Source organism: Paenibacillus sp. MER 180, from assembly GCF_023713665.1.
GTDB classification, from domain to species: domain Bacteria; phylum Bacillota; class Bacilli; order Paenibacillales; family Paenibacillaceae; genus Paenibacillus_B; species Paenibacillus_B suaedae.
Window position 1 is genome coordinate 524,589 of record NZ_JAMAVT010000001.1, and the last position, 24,713, is coordinate 549,301.

14 protein-coding genes are annotated in these 24,713 nt (G+C 45.9%); 4 read left to right on the forward strand and 10 right to left on the reverse strand.

Going from position 1 to position 24,713, the window contains the following annotated elements:
• Positions 1-75 precede the first annotated feature (75 nt).
• Complete coding sequence (locus M3661_RS02245; protein ID WP_251481982.1) at positions 76-1,521, forward strand: alpha/beta hydrolase family protein; 1,446 nt, start codon at positions 76-78, stop codon at positions 1,519-1,521.
• A 143-nt stretch (positions 1,522-1,664) separates the two neighbouring features.
• On the opposite strand, the gene M3661_RS02250 is transcribed toward M3661_RS02245, so the two are convergent.
• The 8 genes from M3661_RS02250 to M3661_RS02285 all read right to left on the reverse strand — a co-directional run bounded on the left by M3661_RS02250 (position 1,665) and on the right by M3661_RS02285 (position 12,816).
• A complete protein-coding gene (locus M3661_RS02250; RefSeq protein ID WP_028533249.1) occupies positions 1,665-2,021 on the reverse strand; it encodes a nucleotide excision repair endonuclease in 357 nt (118 codons plus the stop codon).
• A 388-nt stretch (positions 2,022-2,409) separates the two neighbouring features.
• Positions 2,410-4,149: an ABC-F family ATP-binding cassette domain-containing protein gene (locus M3661_RS02255; protein WP_251481985.1), complete on the reverse strand. Its 1,740-nt coding sequence runs from the start codon at positions 4,147-4,149 to the stop codon at positions 2,410-2,412.
• Between the two features lie 91 nt (positions 4,150-4,240).
• Positions 4,241-4,414 carry a hypothetical protein gene (locus M3661_RS02260; protein WP_251481988.1) on the reverse strand — a complete coding sequence of 58 codons (174 nt, stop codon included), beginning with the start codon at positions 4,412-4,414 and terminating at the stop codon, positions 4,241-4,243.
• A gap of 28 nt (positions 4,415-4,442) precedes the next feature.
• A complete protein-coding gene (locus M3661_RS02265; protein ID WP_397376484.1) occupies positions 4,443-7,589 on the reverse strand; it encodes a hybrid sensor histidine kinase/response regulator in 3,147 nt (1,048 codons plus the stop codon).
• Between the two features lie 608 nt (positions 7,590-8,197).
• The gene (locus M3661_RS02270) at positions 8,198-8,686 is read right to left on the reverse strand and encodes a hypothetical protein (protein WP_251481993.1); all 489 of its coding nucleotides are present in this window, start codon (positions 8,684-8,686) and stop codon (positions 8,198-8,200) included.
• A 365-nt stretch (positions 8,687-9,051) separates the two neighbouring features.
• A complete protein-coding gene (gene rlmH, locus M3661_RS02275) occupies positions 9,052-9,531 on the reverse strand; it encodes a 23S rRNA (pseudouridine(1915)-N(3))-methyltransferase RlmH (RefSeq protein ID WP_065291065.1) in 480 nt (159 codons plus the stop codon).
• 192 nt (positions 9,532-9,723) lie between these two features.
• Entirely contained in the window at positions 9,724-12,084 is a 2,361-nt protein-coding gene (locus M3661_RS02280) for a PEP/pyruvate-binding domain-containing protein (protein ID WP_251481996.1), read from the reverse strand.
• 108 nt (positions 12,085-12,192) lie between these two features.
• Positions 12,193-12,816 carry a TetR/AcrR family transcriptional regulator gene (locus M3661_RS02285; RefSeq protein WP_251482000.1) on the reverse strand — a complete coding sequence of 208 codons (624 nt, stop codon included), beginning with the start codon at positions 12,814-12,816 and terminating at the stop codon, positions 12,193-12,195.
• Positions 12,817-13,033: 217 nt separating this feature from the next.
• On the opposite strand from M3661_RS02285, the gene M3661_RS02290 reads away from it, so the two are divergent.
• The gene (locus M3661_RS02290; RefSeq protein ID WP_155987339.1) at positions 13,034-13,201 is read left to right on the forward strand and encodes a hypothetical protein; all 168 of its coding nucleotides are present in this window, start codon (positions 13,034-13,036) and stop codon (positions 13,199-13,201) included.
• A 77-nt stretch (positions 13,202-13,278) separates the two neighbouring features.
• Here M3661_RS02290 and M3661_RS02295 read toward each other — a convergent pair whose 3' ends face one another.
• Positions 13,279-19,479, reverse strand: a complete 6,201-nt coding sequence (locus tag M3661_RS02295; RefSeq protein WP_251482005.1) for a phosphodiester glycosidase family protein — start codon at positions 19,477-19,479, stop codon at positions 13,279-13,281.
• A gap of 149 nt (positions 19,480-19,628) precedes the next feature.
• Positions 19,629-20,630 carry a helix-turn-helix domain-containing protein gene (locus M3661_RS02300; RefSeq protein ID WP_251482132.1) on the reverse strand — a complete coding sequence of 334 codons (1,002 nt, stop codon included), beginning with the start codon at positions 20,628-20,630 and terminating at the stop codon, positions 19,629-19,631.
• A gap of 375 nt (positions 20,631-21,005) precedes the next feature.
• Here M3661_RS02300 and M3661_RS02305 point away from each other — a divergent pair, with 375 nt between their 5' ends.
• Both M3661_RS02305 and M3661_RS02310 read left to right on the forward strand, forming a co-directional pair.
• Entirely contained in the window at positions 21,006-23,156 is a 2,151-nt protein-coding gene (locus M3661_RS02305) for a YhgE/Pip domain-containing protein (protein WP_251482008.1), read from the forward strand.
• 187 nt (positions 23,157-23,343) lie between these two features.
• Positions 23,344-24,669: an MFS transporter gene (locus M3661_RS02310; RefSeq protein ID WP_251482011.1), complete on the forward strand. Its 1,326-nt coding sequence runs from the start codon at positions 23,344-23,346 to the stop codon at positions 24,667-24,669.
• Positions 24,670-24,713 lie beyond the last annotated feature (44 nt).

The following is a 24,713-nucleotide window of genomic DNA, read 5'->3' on the forward strand; positions in this document are numbered from 1 at the left end:
TTCCCCCTTTCATCTTTATAATTTCTTTGTAAGCTGGAACAAGTTTATATTTGTGGTAAAGGGAGGAAGATCGACATGAGGTTTTGGGAAATAGGCTTGATAGTGGTTAATTTTGGCCTGTTGTACTGGGCGGTAATCGCGAACAAGAAAGGCGGACGGGGATTGTTCATCCCTTTAGGGATCGCCTTCGCTTTGGTAATTGTGCAGATTGTCGTGGAAGGTGGACGGTGGGAGATGGTTCCGGCCTACTTGACGCCACTCTTATTGATGGCTTATTTCTTCATTATCAAGCGGAAGGAAGCCGGCAGAAGCCGGATTGCTGTTACCGTTCAAGCGATGCTATTGACCGTATATTTGTTGGTCTCGGTTACGCCACCAGCGGTGCTGCCGGTATTCTCGTTTGAAGAACCAACAGGACCCTATGCGGTCGGAACGACGGTTTATCATTGGGTTGACGATGAGCGGCGAGAAACATATTCGGATAACACTGCTGATAGGCGCGAGCTGATGGCGCAAATTTGGTATCCGGCCGCCAAAGGTAGCGGGGAAGAGAGGAGCCCTTATCTATGGAACGCGTCTAAGATGACGAATGCCATTTCAAGCAAAATGATGGATCTTCCGGCTTTTGTGCTAAGCCATCTAGGGTTGATCAAAACGCATGCTTTGGTGGAGGCGAGGCTCTCGGACTCCGAGAGTCGGTATCCGGTTCTGATTTTCTCCCATGGGATGAACGGGTATCGCAATCAGAATATGTACCAGCTAGAGGAGCTGGCCAGCCACGGCTATATCGTAATAGCTATCGATTATGCCTACGAAGCTGCCGCCTCCGTTTACCCTGACGGAAGAGTCGCCGTGAGTAGAACCGACCCCAACTTGACTTCGATTGCTCAGTATGAGGGGCATATCCCGCTTTGGACCAGCGACGCTGCGTTTGTGCTCAATCAAGTGGAGAAGCTCAATCAGAAGGATACTGCAGGTCGATTTACAGGCAGAATCGATCTAAAACGAATCGGCATGCTTGGACATTCATTCGGTGGAGCCGTTACGGTGCAAATGTTAAAGAATGATTCGTGTGTGAAGGCTGCCCTTAGTATGGATGGGGGGTTTTATGGTCCGCCAGTTTCGGACAAAGGATTCGGAAAGCCTTTCTTCATGATGTATTCAGACGAGACGTACAGCAATGTAATGATTTCTTACGATGATGTCGCCAAACAGTTAGGTGGGGTAAGCCGTGAAGCGTTCGAAGCACCGAGGAAAGAATATATCCAAAAATCGGGCTATGCTCTGGCAGGCGGAGGGATATCGATCCTTATTCCAGGTTCAAAGCATGCAAGCTACACCGATCTTGCGTTATTCTCTCCCCTGCTTGGCCTCAGCGACGAAAACCCACGGCGGGATCACCGCATCGTGAACGAATTCAGTGTTGCCTTCTTCGATCGGTATTTAAAAGGGAAAGACGATTCTGCACTGCAAGATCTGGCCGCTAAGTACCCAGAAGTGAATTTCAAGGTGAACAACTAATCAATTTTTATGAGGGGTAACCAACTTACACATGTAGCTCGGCACATATATCAAAATGCCTTTAATCCACATTCAGTGGATTAAAGGCATTTTTGCGCTATCTTATCATTTTATGGCTCCTTGGGCGATAGGAGCTCTATCTATTATTTGTATAACACCTTATCTACATTGTACTTAGCCTTATATTCGTTAATAATATACGTCTCGTATATTTCTCTATGGACGGGATCCTCGACCAAACAAACCTCGATCTTGGTCACTTCCTCCCGATTCTCTTTAATGACCGACACAGTATCCTCGAAATGCTTCTTGATCCGAGGTCTTAGCTTCCGCGCCTTGCCGACGAATAGGAGTTCATCCTTATCATTGTAGAACATAAAGATCCCTGCTTTATCTCTAGGAATCAGAATGAAATCCGTAAACCCGTATATATGGCTTAATTTAGGAGCAATCTGTTTGTAAATCGTGACATCCGGTGTCGGAATCGTTATTTGTATCATGAACATTCACTCTCTCTTCTGCGTCATTGTTATTTCCGGTTCGGCTTATTCTCGAGTCTAGGTTATATTCTATCTATTATGGACATACCTGTCTATTCCATGCAGGAAGTTCGATGGTAAGATACATAGTTTCAAGGAAGAAAAGGCAATGGGCTTATCGCGCTATGTGAGCAGTTACCTCCAAATATCACACCGGAATTTGCAAGGCTGGGATCCTTCTTACGTCCCTGCCCTATGGAAGCTGAAGTAAAGACTATCCAACCGACAGTTCTATGATCATTGACGCCCCTTCCATGAATCAAATCCAGAATGTTGCATATATCATATTCTTGACCTAGTACAAAGACCCCTTTTTCGAGGGTCTCCTTTTCAATAAGAGGGGTGTATTTTAAAGCAACTTAATCAGCTCTTCCAGCTCATCAACCAATACTTTTGCCGATTCAAAATCAGCATTTTTTAAAGCCAATTCTATTTTCATTTCAACTGCTTTTTTATTTTGTTCAGCTTCTAAATAGTCTTTATTAAAATGACTAGCATAAATCATCTGTCTAAATTTACGCATACTCATTTTTCTTATCGTCTTATCGTCAATGATTAAAACATAATCCATACCATTTACAACAGAATAGAAATCATGAGAAATCATGAGAATCGCACCTTTATAGTCTTCAATGGCTTTCTCCAATGCGATTTGTGAATAGGTGTCTAAATGGCTTGTCGGTTCATCTAGAAGCAATACGTTTGCTTTACTGGCAGCAACTTTGGCCAATTGAAGCGTATTTTTTTCTCCACCAGATAGAGATTCTATCTTCTGATTAACGATTTCCCCTTCAAACCCATAGCCAGAAATAAACGATCTAATCTCATCATGAGTTTTAAATCCAGCATCGATGAATTCTTCGAGTATTGTATTAGAATCCTTTAGCATTTCGCCTTGAATCTGAGATAGATAAGCCACTTTAACATCAGCATTTATTTCAATTGAATCCTGATTATTTTTATAGATATCTCGGAGTAAAGTCGTTTTCCCGGTACCGTTTGGACCAATAATGGCTACTTTATCCGTAGATTTTATCTCAAAGTTAACATGGTCTAGCAGCAGCTCATCAAAGGCAACACGATAATTATTAACATTTACAACAACGGTATCTTCCATTTCATGATCCATATCAAAACGAATATTCGGTTGCTTCATATCAACAAATGGCGCTTTAATTCTACGTGCTTCCAATCTTTCTTGAAACTTAACTCTGGCTTTTAGTGCTCTCCCTCTAGATGCATCTGCATTAACAGTCGCGATAGCTCTAAGATTATCAATGATGTTATCGTATCTCTCAATTTCTTCTTGTTCAGCGACTGCGATTTCTTGTAACTCAATTTTAGTCTGAAGTAATGAGAAGTTATAATCAATATAACGCCCATCAAACTCTTGGATCTCTTTATTTTCAAGGTGTATAATTTTGTTGAAACAATGATTCAATAGATATCGGTTGTGCGTAACAACTAGCAGCATTCCTTTGTGAGAATTAATAAGATTTCTGAGCGCATTTAGGTTTTCAAAATCTAAAAATACATCGGGTTCGTCCATAATCATTAAGTCTGGACTACTAAGCATTTCCTTCATCACTTGAATAAGTTTGAATTCTCCACCACTCAGATCGGATACCCTAACATCTTTTAGCTTCATGAGGTTCGCTAGATTTAGTTTCTTATTAATTTTGCTTTCAAAATCATCCCCACCGATTGAATCAAATGCGTCTAAAGCTAATTGATACTTTTCTAATAATGAATCAATATCCGATGATGTTTCCATCTCTGTACAAATAGATGTTATTTCATTTTGTATCTTAATAAATTCTTCCGCTATATATTCAAAAACTGTTGTTTCTTTCGTTTTGTCTTGTTGAGGGAATTGACTTACATACCCAATTTTGCAAGTCGGGTCAACTTCTAATTTGCCCTCGAACAAATATCTTTCTGGATCCATCAGTATATCTATTAATGTACTTTTCCCATTGCCACTCGTTCCTATAAAAGCGCAATGTTGTGCCTCTTCAAGCGTAAATGAAATGTTTTTATATAGTTCTTTTTGCGGGAATGAGAAAGATAAGTTATCGACCTTTATCACAGTATTACCTTCCTTTATAACTAAAATAGTGACTATTCTTAGGTGTATTACAAAATATAGATTTTGAGTGTAACACTGTTTACAACCAACTTCAAACCATTTGAATCCCACCGCTAGGAGTATCGGTAAAAAGTTCCATACTGCCTCCTGGCGAATAGCCTAGCTGTTCCATTTCTTTCGAGTTGTACAATAAAAACTTGCCGTTACTTGTGATACGGTTCAGCTTAACGGGGCTATCGGCGAAAATTAAGAAAGGAGCAGCCAAGGAAGCTCCTCATTCAATCACTTATTTATCACCTAGCTTTATCCCCGCTATTCAACCTGTTATGTACATGAAAAGTTACCTTTGTCCCTGTACCTAACGTACTTGTGATATGAAGTCCTGTTCCGAAGTGCCGTTTTAATCGCTGATCCGTATTAATCAATCCGACGCCTGAACGACTATCCACTTTTCTTTCTAATATTCGTTGCAATTGAACCTCGTCTATTCCATCCCCATCGTCTTCAACGGTTATCTCTGCATGCGTCTCATAGACAAAAATCCGAATAAGAATCGTTCCTCCACGATTGCGCTTCATTATGCCATGTCTTATCGCATTTTCAACGAGAGGCTGGATCGTAAGAAATGGGACTTTTATGTCCCCGTAGCCATCTATCTCCCAAATAACCTGTAACCTTTCTTCAAACCGAGCCTTTTCAATATAAAGATACGAACGCACTAGACTTAACTCCTCTTCGATCGGAACAAGCCTATCCATATTTTGAAATTTAAATTTATTCCTCAAAAAATTGCTGAATTCATCGAGCAAATTACGCATTTTATCCAAATCAATATCGCTTAAAGCTGCTACAGCATTCAACGCATTAAATATAAAATGAGGCTGGATTTGCGCTTGCAGCCATGCGGCTTCTAATCGCAGTTGTTCCCGAACGGATTGTTTTATCGTAATTAACGCCTTGATCCGTGATTTTATTTCTATTGCTTCCACTGGCTTCGTCACATAATCGTTTGCCCCCGCTATAAAACCGCTCTGAATATCTTTCGGTTGGCTTCTTGCGGTAAGGAGCAGAATGGGAAGCTCTGTGAGTGTAAATCGCTCGCGGATCATGCGCGTCAGCTCATAACCGGACATCTGCGGCATCATAACGTCGGAGATGACCAGATCCCAGTCCTTGGTATCCAGCAAAGCCAACGCTTCTTTACCGCTCGTTGCCATCGTTACTTCGTATTCGTCAGGTGGCAGTATGGCTTCAAGCACTTGAAGATTGACAGGATCATCATCGACGATTAATACGAGCGGACGATTACGATTTATTTGGAATGGAGTTGTTGGTGTTGCCCCTTTCGCAGCTAGTGGAAGTTCCACTTGGTCCAAATTGACTGTGGAGGCTATTTTTTGGATCGCCATAGTTTGTGACTCGAATGGTTCCAATCGGTTCGAACCTTCCCTTTCTTCCAACGCTTTCGCTTCCTCATCCGCCAGCTTCAACGAAAATGTGAATTTCGAGCCTTCGCCTATAACAGAGGATACATCTAATGTACCTTCATGCAGCTCAACAAGCTGCTTGCTTATGCTTAAACCTAACCCAAAGCCGCCTTCTATCATCGTCACACTCGTACTACCTTGCTCATACGGACGGAATAAGCGCTTAAGCAGGTGCTCATCCATTCCGATCCCCGTATCCGTAATCACAATATACGCTCTTCCGTCCTTGGCAAAAGCTTGAATCGAGATTGTCCCTTCATTCGTATATTTCACAGCATTATGAAGTAAATTGAATACGATTTGGATCACTCGATTCTCATCCGCAATTACTGGGGGGAAATCTTCCGAAATCTGATTTGCAATTGTGATAGACTTTACTTCTGCGTTAAATTGCAGCATATCCATTACTCCAGTCACAATTGGCTGGATAAATATTACTTCCTTTTGTAAACGTGGATTGCCTTCCCGTAAACTCATCACGTCAATCAAGTCGTTTAATATCCATGACAACCGACGTCCTACAGATAAAACCGTTTCAAGCTCCTTGATACTCCGTTCCTGCAATAAATGCTGTTCCCTTTTTAAAACGGATTGTGACATGTTAAGCATGCTATGCAGCGGATTTTTAAATTCATGTGAAGTGTTTGCCAGAAATTGATCCTTATGGTCATTCATTCTTTGCAAGGTTGCAGCAAGCTCTTTGGTGTTCGCATGCATGATAAAGTAGCCCTTAAACCATTCAGAGGCTAAACAACCCATCGCAATAATCATATCGAACGGATAGTAGACAAGACTCAAACCGCTATTCAGCAAGATTAACGACCAAAGAGAATAGTTCGCCAACGCTAGAAAAGAGAAAAGCAGTAAAAGATTGCTCTTTAAATCTTTGATTACTTTTTTAAACATTGTAATTAACGTGATAACTCCAGCAACAACAACTAATAGATAATAAACCGGAAAGAGCATAATCACTTGAGGTGGATCTAAAAACAACGTGATGCCGGCAGTCCCTAGATTCATTACTTTATAGACAGGGTACATCCTACGCCAATATGGAAGCTCGCGATGATTCATACACTGGAGCAAAGCATAGGCTGCAATAACGAAAGCAATATTAGTCAGCCTAAAATCCCAATTACTTCCAATGTAAAATAATTGATGGAACAACTTCTCATCCGTACTAAAGACACTCGTGATCGTTACACATAATGCAAGCAAACTGAAATAAAGCAGCTTCTTTTCCTTATTTCCTAGTACATACAAAATAAGTGCATAGACAGCATGCATAATAAATATTATCGCTGCCAAAAACTGCATAAAAACGGAAGCATTCGTCTCTTTGGCGATAGCTTCTTCTGAACCAAATTTAATGGATCGGACAATGCCCCCGCTTCGAATATCCACATAATTTGCCACCTGAATGACGATTTCGATTACACCGTTTTCGTCTGCTGTAAAGGTTGTAGAATATGGTAGATCCTCCGAAATATATTCATCCTTTGTTGTCGCCACCTGTCCAGATTTAATAAGCAAGCGACCGTTTACATATAATTCTGATGCAGTGCGTACGCTGGGTACACGAATACTATAATTAGGATGCTTTGCAGGGTCTACATAAAGACGCAAACGATAAGAGCCATACCCGTATGGAGATGGCTTGTCAGCATGCAAAGCTTCATTCCATCCTCCCGGTACCTGAATATGCATTGGCGCATTATCGCCTAACAATTGTTGCCGACTACCATCTATCAACCATTGCGAGGGATAAAACTCCCATTCCCCATCAAGTAAGAGAATGCTGCCATCTTCTGCATTCCAAGTGCGCAAATCGAGTTGCCCATTATGAATTGACGCCTGTTTGGGAACATGAAACGTTTCCATCCATAAAATGCGCAAACCGGTTAAAACAACTAATATGAACACTAGCAATAATATAATATAGCTCTTTTTCATTTGATATTTGGATGAGTGAGTTTCCAAGAAGTATTTCTCCCCTAGTCATTTTCTTCTAAGACATTTAAATAAGTACTCACCATAATTTACCACAGTTAATATAGCAGAGAAACGGACGATAGAGACATCTTTATGCCTATTATATAGAAATACCTACTTGGAATTTCGCGAGTTTGTTGTTCAAAGGTAATTTCAAGGTGCCGTCAAGCCGAGGCCCTCGAGCACGCAAGCGAGCCTCCCGAAAACCGTACTGCACACTCCCTTTTACTACTAGTGAAGTTTCTTATCGAGTATATGTTGTGACTTCCTTGGTACAAAACCCCTCCGAGCATAGACATGAAGAGCGACAGCCTTGCAATCTCTCCTGCATCACTCACTACTGCTGTTCTGATAAGAATAACCACACACCTTGGGGGATTAGGCCAATTAATTCGCCCTATTTATGATAAGGCTCACCATATCATCCATAAGGCGGAATCGAAAGGCACCCGAGTTGGGTGCCTTTCGTGCTGCTGCACGCTCCGATCCGTTCACCTCTGAGCTTCCAATACTTCCCTCATGATTTTTGCCTTCTATATTAGGAAATTTCGTGCTTGGTATTTGTTTCATCAATTAGTTGGCTCGTTTTTGGGTTTTATGGAAGACATTTTAATTTGGGTGATGTTTTCTAAGTTGATTTCAATTTGTAATTCGGTATGCTCATTAATAGCGATTAGGATTTTATCTTTAATTTCTAAGCTTTTTATAGGGTTTGAATTTTCAAAAAATATTCCCCATACCAAACGGTCTTCAGCATCCGTACAAGCAATAAATCCTTCATTTCCCATTTGACCATCACCGCCACAGATTTTCCCGTCTTGATAATCAATACTGACCCATTCATCAACGATCGTCCAACATTCAACATTATACTTTGATATGCTTTCAATGGTTGTGTCACACAAGGGAGAGCAATAAAATTTACTTTCATTTGTGTTGGGGTTATATGCGCTGTAACAACTTAAGATTGTTACAGTGCCATTTGGAAAGATGATGCTATTAACGCCAGGCAGTTCATGCTTTTCAAGATTCCAATGTTCCGCAACAACAATATTCATAATAAATCCCCCTTTATATCTTAAGTTACTAATATATACAGCTACTTGTTGAGGACTAATAAGCTATTTAATCTAGTAATCGTTTCCTTAGAAACTTTTTCACTGTATAGGCCTTCATTTTGCTTCCAGTGTAGCAATGCCTTTTTCATAGAGATGGCGAACGGAGGATAAGCAAGATTGTATTGAACTCCAATGCACTCCATGTTCCCATACGCTCTTCATAAGGGAAAGCACGTTCTATTGGCCCATCTGGATGAAATAGTAGAGGGATTGTTTGAAGCAAGGATGAATTTTATCGGAACGGGGGAGCAGCAAAGGTTTCGGCTGCGTCCAATTGTTCCATCTCCGGCGAAAATTTTTCGCCGTCACTTATGGTACGGTTCACCTCGATTAATCTTCACTGCACGGTAAATCTGCTCCACGAGTACCAAGCGCATCAACTGGTGCGGCAGCGTCATACGGCCGAAGGACAGCTTCGAATTGGCACGGCGGAGAACAGCATCGGATAGCCCGTTGGAACCGCCGATCACAAAGGCTATATTGCTTGTCCCGTATGTCGCCAATCGATCGAGCTGCGAGGCCAAGTCCTCGCTCGACCAGAGTTGACCGTCAATCGCCAGCGCCACGACATGGGCATCCTGCTTAATGTGACCAAGAATGCGCTCGCCCTCACGATCCTTGACCTGCTCCAGCTCGGCATCGCTCATTTTCTCTGGTGCCTGCTCGTCCGGTACCTCGGACACTTGGAATTTCACGTACGGTGCGAGCCGCTTGCTGTACTCCGCAATACCCTGCATCAAGTATTTCTCCTTCAGTTTCCCTACGCATACCAATTGAATGTTCATTGTTGTCGTTTACCCCGTTTCCTGATTTTCGTGCAAAATATATAAGTATCTGTTCAAAAGCGGCCTATTGAACAACCTTAAAAAGGAGAGCAGCGCACGCTCTCCTTTGATCCAGCATGTATACCGTTAGTCTACCCGACATCTGCTTCCTTCGTCCATATCGGTGCTCACGCTGCTTGATAGCAACGTCCACTACCCCTTCAATATTTGTACGATGCCATGGCCCCCATCCACGATGACCCGATCCCCTGTCCGCAATCTCGTTGTTGCATTGCCGCAGCCTACGACAGCGGGGATGCCCAATTCCCGCGCCACGATAGCCGCGTGTGAGAGAGGTGCCCCGACATCCGTAATAATGGCAGCTGCTCTTGGGAACAATGGCGTCCAGCCAACATTTGTCGTAGATGCCACTAGAATCTCGCCCGATTGCAGTTGGTTGCCTTCCTCAGGTCGATTCAGAACTCGGACAATTCCTTCTACTCTGCCTGAAGCGCCCGCAAAACCCGTGAGCCCATTCCCCTCTTCCACAACTGGAGGCATTGATGCATCGAAGACATCGACTCTTCGCTCCGGATTGTTCGCCCACTGGAACGGATCGAATCGTCCACGAATCAACGTAGGCAGCGGCGGCAGCGTCAAATATTTCTCGTATGTCTCCTTACGGGCAGCAACATGCTTCATACCTGCGCCATCCCCCGCAAGCAGCCTCTGCACTTCTTCCATATACAGAAAGAACACGTCGCTCCTCGCCCCGCTAATCTCTCCCGCCCGCAACGCAAATGCACGAATAACGCGGTACACCCGCACAAATTCGGATCGCGTCTCCTCTCTTAGATGAGCATACTCCGAAGCCTTGGCAATCTGCTTCTTTATGTGCTTCGCTTTTTGCGGATATTTCTGCTCAAACCGTTCCCAATCAGCTTCATATTGCGACCGCTGACGGTTCAGAAGCTGCTCCACATTCGTGTCCGATCTCTCATATTCCTCGATTTGAGTCTCTAGCCACTTCGGATCCTCTCCCGGGTGAGGAAGTGACAACTCAAATTCATGCGGGCCGCGATGGCCGTATTGCTTCAAGTATTCTTCTCTACTCATCGTCCCTTGGAGCACCTGCGATATGCCGATAACCGGCCCAAGGCTGGCCAATCCGGACTTTCCTCGCAAATTCGACATTAACGCATTCGCAGTCTCCATACCAGAAAGCTTAGTAAGTTCCTTATTCAGCTTATAACTCGCATCACCGAATTTCCGTCCGCCTGCTATTAAGCCCCACCATGACTTGCATGTATAAGGCCACAGCTCATCACTCCATATTCTACACAGTTCCTCACACGAACTTGTTGCCTGAATACGCTTTGTCATCCTCGCACACCAATCGGGATTGTCAGCGAGGTACTGCTCGATATCCTCAAGCGTAGTCTTGACCTTCTTCGCAAAACGAAAAATAGACGGAGTTATTTTTGTAAACACATGCCAACGAGAATAAGGGTATACGGGAAATTCCATTCCCTCTGGAAACTTGCCAAGTGTTTGGGACAATTTATCCAGACTGATGGCTAGCGGTATTCCCAATGCCGGAAATATAGACACTGGCAAACTTATATTTGTATATGCCCTCCCACATATATTGCCCGACATAATGCGGAAGCCCGATATCATATTAGATTCCTCATCAAGAGCTCTTAATACGGACCATGTCAGCGGCGTCATGACATCTGGAGTGGCTTCACCGATATTCGTATTCGTCCATAGAAAATCGCCGGAGTTCGTTTCATTCCATTCATACGTATCCAGATTCCCCAGCACTAGCGTAGTGATCGGTCTCGTCTGGAGAATATATAGTTTACCTTCTGCTACAGCCCACTCGATATCCTGTGAACTTCCCAGTTCTTCTTCCAGCTTAGACGCTAGTCGATACAGCTTGGATGCATGCCGCTTACACTCATCTGGGCCTTCGTACCTTCCCTTTGGTCTTTGGAACGCAAATGACAAAGCATTCGCCTCACCCGATACGAGCTGTTCTCCCAATCCATGCACATAATTGCCTACCATAGCTGCATAGCTGCCTGTAATCGGATCAGCAGTGAAAAGGACACCCGATAGCTCGGGACGAACCATGATTTGAATGACGACCGCGATTTCATGCGCCTGCTCCATTCCTTTTACGGCACTATAAGCCTCTACCCGTTCTGAGCTTTTGGAGTCATATACCCTCATAATTGCCTCTCGGATTTGCTCATCCGTCGTTACGTTTAATACCGTCTCGAACTCCCCTGCATAAGATGCTTGCGCAGAATCTTCGCTAAGCGCCGAAGATCTTACCGCAAACGCCACCTCCCCATGGTGGCTGCGCATACGCTTCACATAGACTTGCACGGCTGACCAAGCCTGCACATGTAGCTCCCCATCCTGAAAAGCCGACGTCAGTACGACGATACCCTCCGGCACAGGATATTTATGCTGATACATCCAAGCCAGCATGCTTCCTTTGCCTCCGGCATCTGCTTGCAATGCTGGCGTTAACTCCTCGAAATGTACAACCATTTTTCCCATGAGCAGCTACTCCTCCCATATGCTATCCCCGAATACATACGGATGCTGATTGAACCTCATGATGGCGATTGATTGATAATCGTTATTCGAGAAATATCGCTTTCTCCCTTATTTGTAAAAACTCTGTCTAAACATGTCGATATATTCGTCCGCTTCCTTCACCATATGCACATAATCATCAGAGTTTATCTGCATTGCATTTGCACGTTTCATCTTATCCTTTAGAAATCCATGGAACGTCCAGACGATGATATTAATTGCTTTGTCGATATCCAAGCCTTCCTTGAACTTAGAACGATCGAACCCTGCAAGCACTTTGCCGAACGCTTCCTGCGTCAGTCCCTTATTTCGCTGCTCGATGTGCGGCCTAATGTCGCTTGCCGTCTCGATATATGCGGCGTTTAGAAATTCAAACAGCTCCGGATACTGCATAAGCAGCTCCCATCTCACCTGTTGAACCTGCCTAAATCGAATAAAGAAATCCTTCTCCTCTAGATCGATTCTGCCGTAAAAAAGGCTCATAACCTTCTCAACCCCATAATCATACAAAGAGAGAAACAGCTCCTGCTTGTTATTGAAATAATGGAACAATAAGCCTTTCGATATCCCAGCCCCTTTCACCATTTCATTGGTCGATGCATGCTCATATCCTTTTCGTACAAATTCCTTCATGGATGCGTTTATGATTCGATCCTGCTTTTCTGTAGATAGGGTCATAAACTTCGAATTCATCGCGACTGTCACCCTTTAGTTGTTTACTTCGAGTATTTGGTAATTATTATCATAATTGTATTGACCACTTTGGTCAATATGCAAACTGAAAAGCTTTGCCCTTCATTCACAAAAAATAAAAAACTTTTGTACCCAAACGCGTAAAAGCATGATAGAATACGTCTATGCAAATATTTACATGGTATTTATCAACAACTACTACTTGGAGGTGTTAAGAATGGCGACGATCATTCTGTACATGGCTTACCTGCTTATTCCCGTACTCAGCTTTCTGTTTCTGTTCAACCTGCTCGACAACAATAAGAAGAGAACACAATACTCCGTCACCTACGCATCCGTGATGTCGGCATTCTGCTTCATCGTGTTCTTGTCGGGCCAACTGTAACCTAGCAACCATTATTTTTTATAAAATTGACATGCAAAAGGGGCTGGATATCCAGCCCCTTTATTTGTGCTTTCCTATTAGGTTTTATTGCTTACTTCGGATACACGGTACATGATTCGCTCCAGGAAGACAGCACCCTCTGCTCTCGTTGCATATCCCTGCGGAACAAGCTTCTGCCCGTTACCTTGGATCAATCCTTCACGAAGCAGACTTGCCAAGCTTTCCTTCGCATAATCCTGAATTTCACGGTAATCTGTAAACGCCTGAAGCGCATCTGCATCCCCTGTCGCGCTCAACTTGCTGAATTGCACAAGTGCACGCGCCGTAATCGTGAACATTTCCTGCCGCGAAATCTTTTCGCTCGGGCCAAATGTCTGTGCGTCCCTACCTTGTACAATCCCATGCTCCTTCGCAGCAGCTACGGCATCTGCAAAATAGGCATTCGCAGGAACATCTTCGAATCCGCTCTTCGCCTGTGTAGATTGCAGATTCAGCATACGTGTCAGCAGGACAATGAAGTCTGCACGTGTAACTTGCGTATTCGGAGCAAAGCGATCCGCTCCAAGACCCTGAATGATACCTCTGGCAGCTAACGACTCAATAGCCGTTTTCGCCCATTCCAGCTTAGAGATGTCCTGGAACGTCACCGTAGAGAAGCCCACCGCATACGTACCAAGCTGCTTCACCGCAAATTGCACCGTTCCTGTCTTTGCATCATACTTTGCATTTGGAATAATAGCAGGACGGCCTTGCTCATCTACACTCCATACAACGATTGCATGTGGACGAGCCAACTCATCTGCGCTTGGCTGATACGGAATCGCTACCTGCACAGCTGTTCCGACTGCAATGCCCTTCAGCGCTTTTCCATCTACGCGCAGTTCCAACTGAACGGCCGGACGATTTGCAGTACGTCCAAGCAATTCTGTTCCCCAAGCACTGCGATCCGGTTGACCGACGGCGAGATCAATCGTCTTCGCTCCTTGTGGAGTTTTGCCATTCGCCACATTCGAAGGAAGCATCACACTCGCATGAGGTGTAACAACCTCATATTGCTGCTTCAGAAAAGCATCTGTCAGTGCCGAAGATGGCATGGATACGAGAATATCCCGTACCTCTTTGTCGGCCAATACTTCAATCCGAACCTTCTTCACACCATTCGAATCCGGCTTCAAGCCGACTTCAGCCTTCTTAAGCACATCAGCAGGAATGATTGCCTTCGCTGTTGTACTGCCTGCATCCCGCTTCGCTTGTACCACAATCTTGCCGTTTTCCAGCTTCGCTGCTCCTGAATCAGGCTTTGGCGGCTCTGGATGCTTGTTCTCTTCTTTGGAACTGTTCGAACTCGAATTGTCCGTTGACGGATCTGGTATATTCGGCTTATCTTCTAACTCTACCTTTAGTTGGAAGTCTGCATACTTCGTTGCATCTGCCGCACTCATCGCACGAATGACGGCTGTGCCCGGTTTCAATGCCTTTACAAGCCCATTCAGCGTTACACTTGCAACTCCTTCTGCAGAAGAACCATACACAGACCATACAACAGATTTATTGCTTGCGTTGTCCGGCAATACCGTTGCATTCAATTGCAAGGTGTCTCCGATTTTCAGCGTTCCCTCGTTACGGTCAATTCGAACTTCCTCAATACGAACCTCTGGCAAACGATCGACCGTAATAAGACTATCTGCATACACCGATTCTACGACGCTCGTCGCCCGTACGATTGCAGTCCCCAGCTTAAGTCCGGTTACCACTCCATCTGCGCTTACCTTCGCAACGCCATCCTCTGACGATCCATAGACCGACCACGTAACAGAACGATCATACGCTTGGTCTGGCAGAACCGTTGCATTCAGCTTAACGCTTTCGTTCACAGCCAAGTTTACACTCGGCTGATCAAGCACTACCGAAGTAGGAGGATTACGCTCCGGCTTCCGAATCGAGAACTCATCAATGACTACATCATTAATATTCTTCACGAGGAACTTCATCTCGTTGTCAACTATCTCGATGGCTACATAAATTTGCGCCTTCGTTCCATCTATTTTGTACTGCCAATCTTGTGGGACAACTTCATAGAACTTCGGCCCGGAAGAGCCTGCGACGATGTAAGTGGTGCCCTCTCCCTCCCCGACGGGCTTGCCACCGCGGAGTGGATACGTACGCAGGTAAACATGATCATGGCCATTCAAGGCTACGTCCACATTCAGTTCATCAAATGCGGATGTCCAAGCTTCGCGAATCCGCTTCTCATTATTCTTGCTGCCATATGGACCACGATGGAACGTGACGATTTTCCACGTTTTATCCGTTGCAGCCAAGTCACGGCGAAGCCATTCCTTTTGCTCCTCAAAGTCATACTCACTATTCAGCACTGCGATATGAGCGTTATGATAATCAAACGAATAATTGCTGCCCTTCAAGCTGTCTATCCCGTTCTGAGGATTATTGAAATGGGCAAGGAAATCATCATTTTTCCGAGTACCCGTTACCTCGTGGTTGCCGACCACCGATACGACTGTCGTCTTCAAGAACGTATCCTGTACGGCCTTGAACCACATATTCCACTCTGCCTCTTTGAATCCATTCTCTACCATATCCCCAGCCTGAAGGATAAAGTCATAATCAGGTTGATCGGTCACTGCTTTTCGTACAATATTGCTCCATAGTTTGAATCCTGCCTCATCTTCGGATTGGGAATCGCCGAAGAAGAGGAATTTCGTACGTGTACCGTCCAGCTCAGCCGTCTTGAATTCGCCCTGCTCACTCACCTTATCGCTGCCGTTGCCAACACGGTATACATATTCCGTTCCCGGCTCAAGCCCTTGAACAACCGCCTTATGCACACGAACGGTACCGATATCCCACGTATGGAGCATATTGCTCGTACCGTTCACACGAATGACATTCGCATTGTGAAAATCGACAAAGTCCTTCTTCTTCACGATCTCTACTACTGAAGCATCCACGTTAATCTTCGAATGCCATGTAAAGCCGCGAGAAGTTGCAGGATCTTCTCCCATCGACACACTGATGTTGTAAGGCAATTCGCTGCCCGCTAGCGGGGATACCTTGAACTTCACAACCGGACTGAAGCGTACTCCCTCATTCGCTTGCAGCTCGTATTCGCGTACCGTCCCCGTCAGTTTATTCGTGGTAAGCTTGCCGTCAGCGCCCGTTACACCTAACTCTATTCCATCACGTGTCACGATACGCGCTCCCTTCACGGGAGCACCAGCCTCATCTACAACCCCAAGCACAGTATCTTGCCCTTCCGCTATACCGTCTGCATTCCAATTCAAGCGTAAATGATACTGAATAGCTGCGTGAAGAGGAAGACCGAAGAAGCTAAAGTCGGTATTCCCCTTATCTGCCAATGCAATGCTTCCGGATTTAAATTCAATCTTAAATGTGCCCGACACATCCGATTTCAGGTGATATTCAATCTGCGCAAGCGCTTCGTCATCCTTCAAGTTCAACTGATTCACATCAGTAAACTTCAAGTTCACTTTCCCATCCGGGGCAATATGATGCTCGATATTAGCGGGAGCAAGTTTATCACCTGCAACTACTTCTATCTTTTCTATCAAATTCGGGTCAACCTTAAATCCGATTTCAGCACGTTTAATATTGGAAGGCTTATATCCTTTGACCTCCACCTTATAAACATTGCCTGCATATGCATTGTCTGCTCCCGTATATACCAGCCTCGATGCCCCAGTATCGACTGTGAACATCCATTCTTTTTCTGCACGATTCCCGTTTAGGTCACGAATTTTGACCATCACGACATGAACCCCGTCTGCCAAAGGTACACTTGGTGTGTAGTGAATTTCGCCCTTAGGTGGATAAAATCCATGCTGCACCAGCTGTCCGTCCACATACATGCGTACCTTATCAGGATCAATTAATGTTGTTCCCGGATGCTTAATCGGATCATATCCGAAATCTTCACCGTACACATGAATTTTTGGAGTCGAGGTATGAATCGTGCTGCCGTCAGCTGGAGAGAAGTCCTTTAGCACTGGAGGATCCATGTCATCCGTGTTCGGGCCATACAACGCTCGGATTTGATCGATATAGAGAGTCCCATCGTTCTTATTTGTATTTTTCGTCTCCATATATCGAATCGGCATGGAAATTTGAAGCGGAAGAGGTCTTCCCTTTGGAACCGCTGCCTCGATATACTTCCATCCTTTGAAATCAAGACCCGTCTTCTCATCTGTATAATCAATATCTACTGCAGCCCCATTGCCGTCTCGCAGCTGGCCCCGCAGCCAGTGCTTCTGGCCGTCGCCATACACCCATACGCTGATTTTTTCCGGATAGCCAGGAATATCAATATACTGATCCTTGCCTTTTGTATTGATGTATGCGCCTGATATCCCCACTGTATCCGTGAAGTCATACTTCAGCTTTGCTGCTTTGCTGCCGAATCGAACATATTCCTCATCCGTCGTCTCGCTGAGCTCCACGAACTTGTATCTTGCACCACTTTCTACAAAGTAACGATCCAGACCATTCTCGAAATCTTCCAACACGACAGGCTTCAGCCCTATATTTACTTCCATTGATGCCTCGACATTACCGTACTTAACGATAATCCTACCGTTCTTATCCGTTTCCGACGTCGCGGTAAATACACCGTTAGCGTCAATAGAACCGATCGGGCCCTCGACCTTCCACTCAAACTGGCGATTATCAGAGACAACGACTTGCCCATCTCGAACTGCCGTAACTTGTATGTTCACTTGTTCACCGGAAGAGAAAGCCTTTACCTTGTCAGGCAGTATGAGGTCTGTCAAATCCTTCACAACCTCGACTTGACCTTGCCCCTTTACACCACCTACAGTCACTTCAACATTTGCGATTCCTGCAGCAGTACCAGCCGTGAACTTGCCATCCCCTTCTATCACCCCAAGCGAAGGATCAACTGTCCACTGCAATGCACCTGCATATGGAGCAGGATGTCCATTTGCATCTACCCCAGCTGCTGCGAATTTGAACGTTGAACCAACGAGCACTCGCTCCATATTCGGCTGTACGACCAGCTTCGATGCAGTACCTTGCTCTGGTGCCTTATTTACGAGCAGCAATCCGTTTGCCGTCTTGCGCTCACTGCCGTCAGATGGACGATTCAGCACCTTGCGAGTCGGTTCACCCGGCAGCTTCGCCACGAACGTGGACGAGCCGCCACCATCTAGGCATAGCGCATTGACGACACCCATGTCCTTCAGCACCTTGCCGAAATCATCATAGGATACACCTTCGCTAAATCCAGGTGCACGACCGTCGATCACCATCATAATAATGGAGCCGTCAGCTTTCGTTCCGATTGCTACTCGTGGATAGAGCGCCTTATCTGTATGCTCTTGTGCCACGCCATCCTTGACCAGCATGAACACACCGCCGACTGCCATTTTAACGTCTTTCCACTCATCCTCCATCTCGAAACTTGCGGAGATTTCATCTCCTACCTTCAGTTGACCGAGGATTTTGCGGTTCTCTGTTCCAGAAGCAGACAACACAACCTTGCCCGGGGCAAGCGGGGAGTCCCCTTTGTCTTTGCGTATTTCCGCGACCTTGAGTTTTAAAGTGCTGCCACTCTTCACTTCTCCAGACAACACATCGAGAATAACTTCGTCGCCTATATCATTTGTTTTGGTCGAAGTATGGAATGCAGATGTAAATAAGGACAGCTTGTCCGCATTTTCCCGCATCCGATTAATTTCTGATATTTCGTAGTCTTTGCCGCCAATGTGGAGGGTACGCTTCAACTCAGGACTCAGTCCATATATGGACGTTCCATCCTTCTTCAAACCATAAGCATACCAATCCCATTTAGGCGGTGGGCTCACCAATATTTCACCGTCTCCCATGAATAATCCAAGAGGCACGCCTGTCGTCATTTCATAGAAGTCGCCGTTAATGGCTGCGATGACCCGATTACCTGCCTTGTCGGCATTATCGGCCATCTTCGTAACACCCGTCATACCGTACACTTTTCCGTCCGTCATTCCAGGCTGCAAATCCAAGGAAGGATTCTTCGGATCGAACTCCACGTAATGAACCTTCTCTTGCCCTTGTGGAAGCTCCATATTGTTCCACGTGTAGTTCGCCCCTGGCGCAAGTTCCATCTTGCGCTCATCCGTAACTTTGGCGAAGCTCCCAGGAGCAGCACTTGATGCCATCGCCATACTAGTCCCTGTCGATGCAATCGTGGACCAGATCATACACAGTGATAGAACAACCGCCAATCGTTGTCGAATTTGTTTCATCTGAAATGCGTTCCCCCTACCATTGGAATGTTCGAGAGGCCTTGTCCTCTCTATAACATGACCTAGTATAGTCGGCTGTCTCTGCAAAGTAATGAAACACATTTATCATTTCTTCGCCGATTCTACTCTTTACGGAATATCAAAAATTGCTAGATACCGAACTGCTTCCGATACTCAAGCGGCGTCATATTCACGATCTGCTTAAATACCCGATTAAAATACTGCAGTGTTGTATATCCAGCAGCATGTGCAACCTCATAGACCTTGAGATGTGGGTTCAATAGAAGTTCCTTCGACTTCTGTATACGAACCCGATTCACATAATCAACGAAGGAATAGCCATATCCGCGCTTGAACTGAGCACTGAAATAAGAGATGCTCATCCCGTACCGCTCACTCAGTTCAGATAGTGTCAGTTCCTTATAGTAATAGCTTTGAATATATTCGCCTGCCCGTTGGATAAGCAGCCCCGCATTGTTTCTCCGCAACATATTCGAACGAGCCGCCCAATACTCAGCCATACGCTGAAAATGGGGGCCAATATCCGCTATCCGCTCTGGCAGCAGATCCGAGTAAGTGATTTCATGCTTGCGGAACAAGCACCGCCACTGGGCATCCAGCTCGCGTAAACATTGGAATCCGGCCTCATCTGCGGTACGAGCATTTCGCAATAAACCCTGTACCAGTAGTTGCTGCTCCTGCAGCATGTCGACAGCTGTGAGGCTTCCGAGTCGGTGGAAGAACCGATAGATGTGCCCATATTGGGTGTGATATGCACGATAATATCCTGCCAGCTTGCTGGCTCTTTTGAGCGCATCACTAACCTCATCACGCTTCCAAGGCTTCGGCAAGAACGCAATGGCGCCATATCGCATCGCTTGAAGCAAGAGCTGGTGATCCGACGAGCGCCCTGTGAGCACCACCACAATCGGATGCTCCCTCTCAGATAACCCTCTAGCAAGAGTCAGACCGTCTATCCCGTTTCCTGACGTATCCGCGATTACGACTTCAGGCCATAATTTCTCAACCTGGTCCCACGCTTCCGGCTGGCTCCCCGCTTGTCCGACGACTGTATATCCTCCCTCTTCCACCATCTGCACGGCTTGCCTGCGCTCAATAACATCTTGATCCGCCAGCATGACCCGCAACATCAATATCAATGTCCCTCCTTCGCTACTTCTACTTGGTAATCAACGTTAGCATAGTCCGTTGCAATCTGGTCATGTTCACCCCAATCTTATCCAAATCTTAATAGTTAGGCGCAAACCCGACCCCTTTCATTCCCCCCTCTCTCAATTGGCTCACGAAAATTTAACGATATCCTTCACTCCTCGTTTGCAAGCGCTTACTAATTTGTCTAAACATAATTCCTCTGCTCGTTTTGGTCTTGATACATCAACGCATCATCAGTTCATCCTGTCCTTAATTTTGGGGCATCACCTCCTTTATCGCATGTTTCCTGCCCGAACTACGCACAATGATAGCAATGCTGTCAATTTTAGAAATGAACGGGAGAACAGCCTTCTATGAAATCCATCATCAACCTGTATGTAACTGATTTGAAACGCATTACGAGCAACTGGGCTGCCGCCATTGTCATCACTGGCCTTATCGCCCTGCCATCCCTATATGCATGGTTCAATATCCTGGCATCCTGGGATCCGTACAGCAACACCAAGGGGATATCCATTGCTGTCGCCAATAACGATACCGGCGATACACTCCTCGATAAGCCTATTAACATTGGCAAACAAATCATCGAATCGTTAAAGACAAACGAGGCCATCGGCTGGACATTCATGGATGAAAAAGAAGCACTGCGCCGTGCCGAGCGCGGACAGGTGTATGCCGCCATCATCATTCCATCGGATTTCTCTGCGCGTATCGGTACCGTACTGACTGACAATCCTCAGAAGGCCGAGATCGTCTATTATGTAAATGAGAAAATTAATGCCATCTCGCCCAAAATTACGGGCAAGGGAGCCTCGGGCGTCATCCAGCAAGTCAGCTCCAACTTCGTTCGTGAAGCGAACCGCACCATTTTCAAAATATTTAACGAGGTAGGCATAGAGCTAAAGAATGAGCTGCCCACTATTGAGAAGGTCAAGAACCTTGTCTTCAAGTTGGAAAAAGGATTCCCCGAACTCGTACATGTGGTCGATGTGGCACTGCGCGATACGGCGAAAGCAAATGACATTGTCGCTTCAGCCCAGCGCAATCTTCCACTGGTGTCCCAAGTTGCCGAGGAAGGCGTCCGCTTCTCTCGCAGCGTTGGCGATCTGCTAAATTACAGCGAGCAAGGGATTGATACGATCTCTCCCTTTATCAAGCAGGATCTTAACTCCATCCATCAGACTGCACTGGCTATCCAAGACCTGACCTCCATTCTCCAGAATCCGGGCAGTGACCCTTCTCTCGTGAAGGAAGCACTTGGCCGTGCGGAAGGACGGCTGGATACGGCCGTCACCCTTGTGAATGGTCTGAACGACTGGTTCAAGCGACTCAATGGGCTTGTCCCAGGCGATCGTTTCGGCAGCACCATAGGCCGTCTGCAATCCATACGTGACAAGCTGGAGCGACAGTTAGCGATTGTTCGACAGATCTCAGGCGCGGTGGAGCGCGGTGAAGAGGTATCGGCAGATCTGATCAATCAATTGAATCGAATTGCTAAGGAAACAACAGATGCCACAGGCAGCATTCTGAATCGATATGACGATGAGATCAAGCCCAATATCGTTCAGGGCATTCAGACTGCCAAACGTACCGTAGGCAATGCCCAAACCGTCCTTCAGGATGCGTTGAAACATATGCCTGACGTGAAGACGATCCTGAACGATGCAGCCAAGCTGGTTACGGTCGGCAGTGAAGAGATTAAGAAGATACAGCAAAGTCTGCCTGAAGCGCAGTCCAAGCTAACTAACATTGCAGATCGAATTCGCGCACTGGAGGCACGTGGCGATATCAACGAGATTATTGATTTGCTGAGAAATAACTTCGAGAAAGAGAGTGAGTTTTTCGCCGAGCCCGTCGTGTTGAAAGAACATAAACTGTTTCCAATACCAAATTATGGTTCGGCTATGTCACCATTCTTCACTACATTATCTTTATGGGTCGGCGCCCTGCTCCTGGTGTCGCTTCTGACGGTGGAGGTACATGAGGAAGGCGCAGCATATAAGGATTATCAAGTATACTTCGGCCGCTATCTCACCTTCGTAACGATCGCCCTGCTGCAGTCTTTACTTGTGACCTTAGGCGATTGTTACCTGCTGCAGGCATATGTGTTGAATCCATTCTGGTTCGTCATCTTCGGTATGCTGCTTAGCGGCGTATTTATGCTAATAGTATATACACTCGTATCTGTTTTCGGCAACGTGGGCAAGGCGCTGGCCATCGTGCTGCTTGTCCTCCAGCTGGCGGGATCTGGGGGTACCTTCCCGATTCAAGTAACGCCGCCGTTTTTCCAAGCGATTCATCCGTATTTGCCTTTTACCTACGGCATTAGCATGATGCGTGAGGCAGTTGGTGGGATTCTGTGGGATGTGGTGCAGCGCGACCTGCTCATGATGTGTGTCTATATTGTGATCACGCTCGTCATTGGTTTGTTGTTAAAAACACCACTTAATCGCTCTAGTGCCAAGTTCGTGCGCAAGGCGAAAGAGAGCAAGCTGATCCACTAGTGCATATCCAACTGCAATCCAACGATCAGTACAATCAGAATGGTCGCCAATAACCCTTTAACCATATTAGCGGTAGCAGTACAATTAAGCTCCCCGTGAGTCCTAAATCGAACATTTCACCCCCTTCCTTGTTCATCGAACCATGATACAATGGAAGATGCTAACATGGACAATCGGGGGAACGCTCATGCGCTTATATCAACAAGTATGGACAGACGTGAAGCAATGGGATCGGAACATTAAGCTGTTTTTTATCGCCAACTTATGCTTTCAAGTGGGCGGCGGCATGTTCATGGTGCTTTATAACTTGTATATTCAATCACTCGGATATAATGATGATATGAACGGGACGCTCATCAGCCTGCAATCTCTAGCAACGGCTTTGATGTTTGTTCCGATCGGCTTATTAGGGGATCGCACGAGCCGGAAGAAGGTTCTCATTTTCGGCGCACTGCTAACAGGAATAGGATTCATTGGACGCGCCTATGTCGAATCTGTGATGAGCTTGAACATGCTCGCGATCTTCTCAGGGCTCGTCGCTTCAGCATTCCAAGTCATCGCAGTTCCCTTCCTTGCAGAAAATGCACGAAAAGAACAGCGATTGCAGCTCTTCAGCTACCACTTTGCTCTAGGCTTAGCCGCTCAGGTGCTCGGCAGCATGGGTGGGGGCGCATTGGCCGACATACTCCAATCCGTCGGATGGAGCAAGGTTGCAAGCTTGCAGACGGTATTGATGTTAGGGGGAGCGGCAACATTAGCCGCCTTTCTGCCGTTGCTCGCAGTTAAGGAGATTCGCAAGCAGGACGTCCTTAGGAGAAAAATAGAGGCTGAAGATAATAAGCCAGCACAGGCAGCGGCTTCAGCAGCAGTTCCTGCGCAAGCTGAGACATCCCCGATGCCTCAACCGGGTGCAGAATGGCGCGATATCCGCCGCCTCACCTTCTGTCAGCTGCTTGTAGGCTTAGGCTCAGGACTCGTTGTCCCTTACTTGAATTTATATTTCACGAATCGATTTAACGCTTCTATTACCGCTGTCGGCTTCCTGATCTCACTTGGGCAGATCATGACGATTATCTCCATGCTCATTGGGCCAACGCTGGTGAAGCGGATCGGACAGGTGCCTGCAATCGTCGTGTTCCAGATGCTGTCCCTCCCCTTCTTGCTGCTTACTGGATTTACAAATGCAATCTCCATTGCCATCGTGAGCTTCCTGTTCCGGCAAGCGCTTATGAATGCGGCGAATCCGATTCAATCAGCAGTCATGGTTGATCGTATCTCGGATTCACGTCGGGGAATTGCCAACTCCTTAACACAGACAGCCTTCATGCTTGGCTGGGCGAGTATGGGAACCGTACAATCGTATCTGGTCACCACATACGGTTACTATTGGGGCTATGCGCTAACCTTCAGCATTACCGGTGTTCTGTACGTAACCTCATCCATTTGTTACTTCACGATGTTCCGAGAGAAACGGATTCCAAAGGGACTTCAGGCAGAGGGAGTCACTACATAAAGCAGGGTCAACAACCTCCTAGCTCTGGACACCATCCGATACAA